The organism is Kitasatospora sp. NPDC001539, assembly GCF_040298565.1.
GTDB lineage: Bacteria > Actinomycetota > Actinomycetes > Streptomycetales > Streptomycetaceae > Kitasatospora.
In genome coordinates this window covers 1-5,338 of record NZ_JBEPAK010000356.1, presented here as the reverse complement: position 1 = coordinate 5,338, position 5,338 = coordinate 1, and the positions used below count along the sequence as shown (strand labels likewise).

Annotated in this window: 4 protein-coding genes and 2 rRNA genes; 3 read left to right on the top strand and 3 right to left on the bottom strand. The window is 74.6% G+C overall.

Features of this window, described 5'->3' with window-relative positions:
• Both ABT247_RS31480 and rrf read left to right on the top strand, forming a co-directional pair.
• Positions 1-93 (top strand): 23S ribosomal RNA (locus ABT247_RS31480); the annotation flags it as partial.
• Between the two features lie 71 nt (positions 94-164).
• Positions 165-281 (top strand): 5S ribosomal RNA (gene rrf, locus ABT247_RS31475).
• 140 nt (positions 282-421) lie between these two features.
• Here the strand turns inward: rrf and ABT247_RS31470 are convergent.
• The 3 genes from ABT247_RS31470 to ABT247_RS31460 form a co-directional block, all read right to left on the bottom strand.
• Positions 422-1,078 (bottom strand): hypothetical protein, encoded by a 657-nt coding sequence (locus ABT247_RS31470; RefSeq protein ID WP_350749509.1) that lies wholly within the window; start codon positions 1,076-1,078, stop codon positions 422-424.
• A gap of 203 nt (positions 1,079-1,281) precedes the next feature.
• On the bottom strand, positions 1,282-1,893 hold the full coding sequence (locus ABT247_RS31465; RefSeq protein ID WP_350749506.1) for a TIGR03086 family metal-binding protein: 612 nt from the start codon (positions 1,891-1,893) through the stop codon (positions 1,282-1,284).
• Positions 1,894-2,039: 146 nt separating this feature from the next.
• Positions 2,040-3,704: a phytoene desaturase family protein gene (locus ABT247_RS31460; protein WP_350749503.1), complete on the bottom strand. Its 1,665-nt coding sequence runs from the start codon at positions 3,702-3,704 to the stop codon at positions 2,040-2,042.
• A 320-nt stretch (positions 3,705-4,024) separates the two neighbouring features.
• Between ABT247_RS31460 and ABT247_RS31455 the strand changes: the two genes are divergently transcribed.
• Positions 4,025-5,305 carry a sialidase family protein gene (locus ABT247_RS31455; RefSeq protein WP_350749500.1) on the top strand — a complete coding sequence of 427 codons (1,281 nt, stop codon included), beginning with the start codon at positions 4,025-4,027 and terminating at the stop codon, positions 5,303-5,305.
• Positions 5,306-5,338 lie beyond the last annotated feature (33 nt).

Below are 5,338 nucleotides of genomic sequence, written 5' to 3'. Positions count from 1 at the left end.
GGCTCCCAGTAGACGACTGGGTTGATAGGCCGGATATGGAAGCCCTGTGAGGGGTGGAGTTGACCGGTACTAATAGGCCGAGGGCTTGTCCTCAGTTGCTCGCGTCCACTGTGTTGTTCTGAAACAACGACCGCCCTGTCGGCGGGTCGATAGTTTCATAGTGTTTCGGTGGTCATAGCGTGAGGGAAACGCCCGGTTACATTCCGAACCCGGAAGCTAAGCCTCACAGCGCCGATGGTACTGCAGGGGGGACCCTGTGGGAGAGTAGGACGCCGCCGAACAATTCTTCTGAGAAGGCCCTGCCCGGGTTCCCGGGCGGGGCCTTTTCGCATTTCCGGAACGGAACGCAACGGAATCGAGTGGAACGGGACGGAATGGGCCGGGTCGGGTCGGGCGGCGGACGCCCGGTGCCGGGGCGGCGTCAGCCGGCGGGCTGCGGCAGGCGGCTCGGCACCCACAGCGGGGCGGGGCCGACGCGCGGCATGGCGCGCGCGGCGTCCTGTTCCAGCCAGCCGTCCACGCGCTGCGGGTCGGCGTCGCTCAGGTCCACCAGCGCGGCCGCGGCGATCGTGGCACAGCACAGGACCAGTGCCAGGGTGTCCTGGCGGCGGTACCGGTCCCGCACGTAGGCCGAGGCGCGGGCCTGGAGGTGCCTGCGGTGGGCCGGGCCGTCCCCGGTGGCCAGCGCCTGGACCCCGTGCCAGACCAGGGTGAGTGCGCACGGTTCGGCCGGGTGCGTCACGTCCTCCCGGCGGGCCTGCTCGCGGGCCTCGGCGGACCGCTGTCCGAGCCACCCCAGTGCCGTCGGGCCGTCGTCGCCGCAGGAGCGCAGGACCAGCTCGGCGGCCTGCGCGGCGACGGCGTGCAGGACGGCGGGTGCGGGCACCCGGAGCCCGGGTGCCGGTGCGTCGCCGAAGGAGAGCCACGCGTCCGCGAACGAGGCCGCTCGCAGCCCGCTCACCCAGGCGGGTGCCCCACCGGCGGCACCCAGCCGTTCTGCTGCCCCGAGCCGGACCAACCCCACGGCGACCAGTCGCGCCGCGTCCCCGTCCAGGCCCAGCAGCCGTCCACTTCGCACCTCTGACCCCCAGCAAACGTTCGTCACCCCGTGGCCACACATCCCACCACACGGGACGCGAACGAACTAGACAGGGTCACGTCACATCTCGGACTCGGTCGGCGGAGCCGGCGGGCGCACCGGGCCGCGGCGCTGCCCGACCATGCCGTCCCTTGGCCGCAGCGCGGCCGGCGGCCCCGGCGGCCCCGGCGGCGCCGTCCGGCTCAGATGCGTTCGGCGGACCAGTGGGGATCGCGGCCGGTGAGGGCCAGGAGCTGGTCCTGGGTGTCGGCCCCGGGGTCCGGGGTGAGCGGCGGGCCGAACAGGCCGGTGCCGGCGAGGTTGCGGTAGCCGATGAACTCCGCGAGGGCGTAGCGGGCGGCGCCCGGCGGCATGCGGCCGTTCTCCCCCAGGGCCCGGGCGAGGTCCCAGGCGTGCACGACGGTTTCGGCGGTGAGTTCGCGGGCGTATCCGCCGACGTCGCGCAGCCCGTACGGGAGGTGCACCAGGGCGTCGGGGACGCCGGGGCGGTGGAGGGCGCGGACGGCGGTGTCGGCGGCCATGGCCCACACGCCGAGGGGGTTGCGCCCGAGGACGTCGCCCTCGAAGCGGTGGCCGATCTCCGCGGGGGTGTAGCCGGCGACCGCCTGGCACACCCAGAGGTGCTGTGCGGCGAGATGGTTCACCAGGGCGCGGACGTCCCAGTCGGGGCACGGTGTGGGTGCCGTCCAGCGGTCCTCGGGAACGGCCCGCAGCAGGCGGGTCACCTCCGCCACGGCGGCGACGTAGCGTTCCCGGACCTCGGCGTGGAACCCGGGTGGGTGTGGACATTCCATCGGAGGGCCTCCCTCCTGCCTTGCTCACTCTCAGTAAATCGCTACCGGGAGTGACCTGCCACGGGAGCGAAGCGGTAACCGGGCCGTTTGTCCTGGCCGGCTCGACCCCCGGGTGATCGCTGTCCGTCACCTGCTGGTGCGACCCGTCACCCTCCGTCCTCCTCCAGGACGGCCCGCGCCGCGTTGTGTCCGGGGATGCCGCTGACCCCGCCGCCCCGGACGGCTCCCGCGCCGCACAGCAGGACGTTGGGGTGGGCCGTCGCGACGCCCCACCGGGCGGCGGCGCCGGCGCCCGCCGGGGCGGCGAAGAGGCCGGCCCGCCCCTCGAGGCTGCCGGACCGCCCACCGACCGCGCTGGCGTCGGCCGCGAACGGGAAGGCGAGGTCGCGGTGGAAGATGTGGCCGCCCGGCAGGCCGATCTCGCGTTCCAGCTCCGGCGGCGTCCTGGCCTCGATGCAGGGCCGCCCGTCGGCGTCCGTGGCCAGGCAGCCGGCGAGCGGTTCGGCCAGGACCGCGTCCAGCTGGGCCAGGCAGGCGGCCAGGGCGCGTTCCTTGGCCGCCGGGTCCTCGAACAAGCGGGCCGGCATGTGCAGACCGAACAGGGTGAGCGTCTGGAGGCCCTGGCGGGCGGCCTCCGGGCCCAGGATCGTGGGGTCGGTGAGGGTGTGGCAGTAGATCTCGGAGGGCGGCGCGGAGGGGATCCGGCCGGCCCGGGCCTCCGCATGGGCCGCCTCCAGCTGGCGGTAGCCCTCGGCGATGTGGAAGGTGCCGGCGAAGGCCTCGCGCGGGTCGGCGGCGGTGTCCCGCAGGCGTGGCAGGCGGCGGAGCACCATGTTGACCTTCAGCTGGGAGCCCTCCGGCGCGGGCCCCGGGTCCTCGCCCAGCAGCCGGGCGAGGGTGGCCGGTGCGGCGTTCACCAGCACCCGGCGCGCCGCCGTGACGGCCTCGCCGTCCCGGTGCCGGTAGGACACCTCGGCGTCGCCGCGGCCGTCGGTGGCGATCGCGGTGACCTCGCAGCCGGTCCGGATCTCCGCGCCGGCCGCCCGTGCGGCCCGGGCCAGTTCGGCCGTGACGGCGCCCATCCCGCCGACCGGGACGTCCCAGTCGCCGGTGCCGTTGCCGATCACGTGGTAGAGGAAGCAGCGGTTCTGCAGGAGCGAGGGGTCGTGGGCGTGGGTGAAGGTGCCGATCAGCGCGTCCGTCAGGACCACGCCGCGCACCAGGTCGTCGGTGAAGGCTCGCTCGACCGTCTCGCCGAGCGGCCGCTCGAACAGGTCCGTCCAGGCGGTCTCGTCGCCGATCCGCCGGCGCAGCTCGGCGCGCGTGGGCAGCGGCTCGGTGAGCGTCGGGAACACCCGCTCGGCGACGTGCCCGGTCATCCCGTAGAAGCGCCGCCAGGCCTGCCACTCGCGGTCGGCGCCGGTCAGCGCCCGGAACGACTCGCGGGTGCGGTCGGGGTTCCCGGCGTCCACCAGGAGGCCGGTCGGCTTCCCGTCGCGGACGGCGGGGGTGTACGAGGCGATGGGGCGCCGTCGCAGCTCCAGCCGGAGCCCGAGTTCCCGGATCACCTTCCGCGGCAGCAGGCTGACCAGGTAGGAGTAGCGGGACAGCCGGGCGTCCACCCCCGGGAAGGCCTGGGTGGAGACCGCCGCCCCGCCCACCTCGGGCAGCCGCTCGAGCACCAGTACCCGCCGTCCGGCGCGCGCCAGGTAGGCCGCCGCGACCAGTCCGTTGTGCCCGCCGCCGACGATCACGACGTCGTGCCGGGCGGAGCGTGAACCGGGGCGGGAGGCTGACGCGTCGGTGTCCACCCGGCCACGCTACGGCAGTTCGCCGCGGGGCGGAACCGTTCGCGTGCACCGCTCCTGCCGTTCCCGCGCGGGGCTTCGGAGGCGGCGTGCGGGGGAATCCCGTCCGGGGCCGGACGCGCCGCCCGCCGGTGCTGACGGCCCACCACCCTCGACCCGCTTCCACCCGCAGGAGGCCAGCCGTGCCCGCAGGCGCACGCCGCACCACGCCGTTCCGGTCCCTGATGTCCGGCCTCTGCGCCGGGTTCACCCTCCTCGCCGTCGCGGCGGGGCCGGCGCCGGCCGCACCGGATCCAGGGCGGAGCCACGCCCCGAGAGCCGCCATGACGAATGATCAGTTCGGCTCGCCGGCGACCGCCACGTACACGATCGGCACCCCGGCGAACCTCTCGGCGTCGTGCGCGGGGCAGAACGCCGAGACCATCCAGGCCGTGGATCCCGCCGCGAACGCCGTGTACGACGCCTGGATCGGCTGCAGGGGCATCGGTTTCGCGGGCTCGGCGGACGGCGGGGCGACGTTCGGCGCACCGGTCACCCTGCCGGGCAGCGTCGGCCAGAAGGGCGGCCGGAGCTGGGACCCGGCGATCACCGTGGCGCCGGACGGCACCGTCTACGTCGCGTTCATGGTCGCGCGCTCCGGTCTCACCCATCCCGTGGTCGACGTCAGCACCGACCACGGCGCCACCTTCAGGACGGCCGGTGCGATCACCCCTCCGGACGCGGGCAACTGGGGCGACCGGGACTTCATCGCCGCCGGGCCGGACGGCACGCTCTACCTCACCTGGGACTACGGGCCGAGCGCGGCCGCCGTGACCTTCGTCTGCTCGCCGAGCGGCAGTTGCGCCTTCGCCACCGGCGACGTCAACGCCGTGCTGCAGAAGTCCACCGACGGCGGCCGGACGTGGAGCCCGATGACGCACATCAGCCCCGGTTACCCGAACAGCGGGGCCGACAGCGCACCGGTCGTGGTCGAGCCGGACGGCTCGCTCGACGTGCTCTACCAGGGCTACGTCGTCACCGACATCCCGACCGACGACCTGACCGTCGCCCACACCTACGCCACCCGCTCCACCGACGGCGGGGCGAGCTGGTCGCCGCCGGTCCGGATCGGCGCCGACGCCGGGACGATGAACAACAGCGAGTGGTGGATCGACGGCAGCGAGGCGCTCGGCCCGGACGGCACGCTGTACGCGACCTGGGACACCCAGGGCCCGGACAGCGACACCGGCTGGCTGGCGTACTCGCGTGACCACGGCTCGACCTGGTCCGCACCGGTCCGGGTGCCCGCGGACACGCTGGACGTCCCGCACATCATGCAGGTGGTCGCCGGCCCGCCCGGAACCGCCTACGTGGGCTGGCTGTCCAGCAGCGACCCGCGCGGTTACGCCCAGTACCTCCGGACCTTCTCGACGACCAGGGGCTGGCTGTCCGCCCCGGTCCAGGTCTCGCGGGACTTCGGCACCGGCACCGTGTGGCCCGGGGACACCTTCGGCCTCTCCGCGCTGTCGCCCACCCGCCTGGTGCTGGCCTGGGGCAGCGCCGTCGCTCCCACGGCGTCCACCGACAGCATCTGGGCCGCGACCGTCCGAGTGGCCCTGCCCTGACGTGCCTCCGGCCCGGTCGTCAGCGCCCCGGGC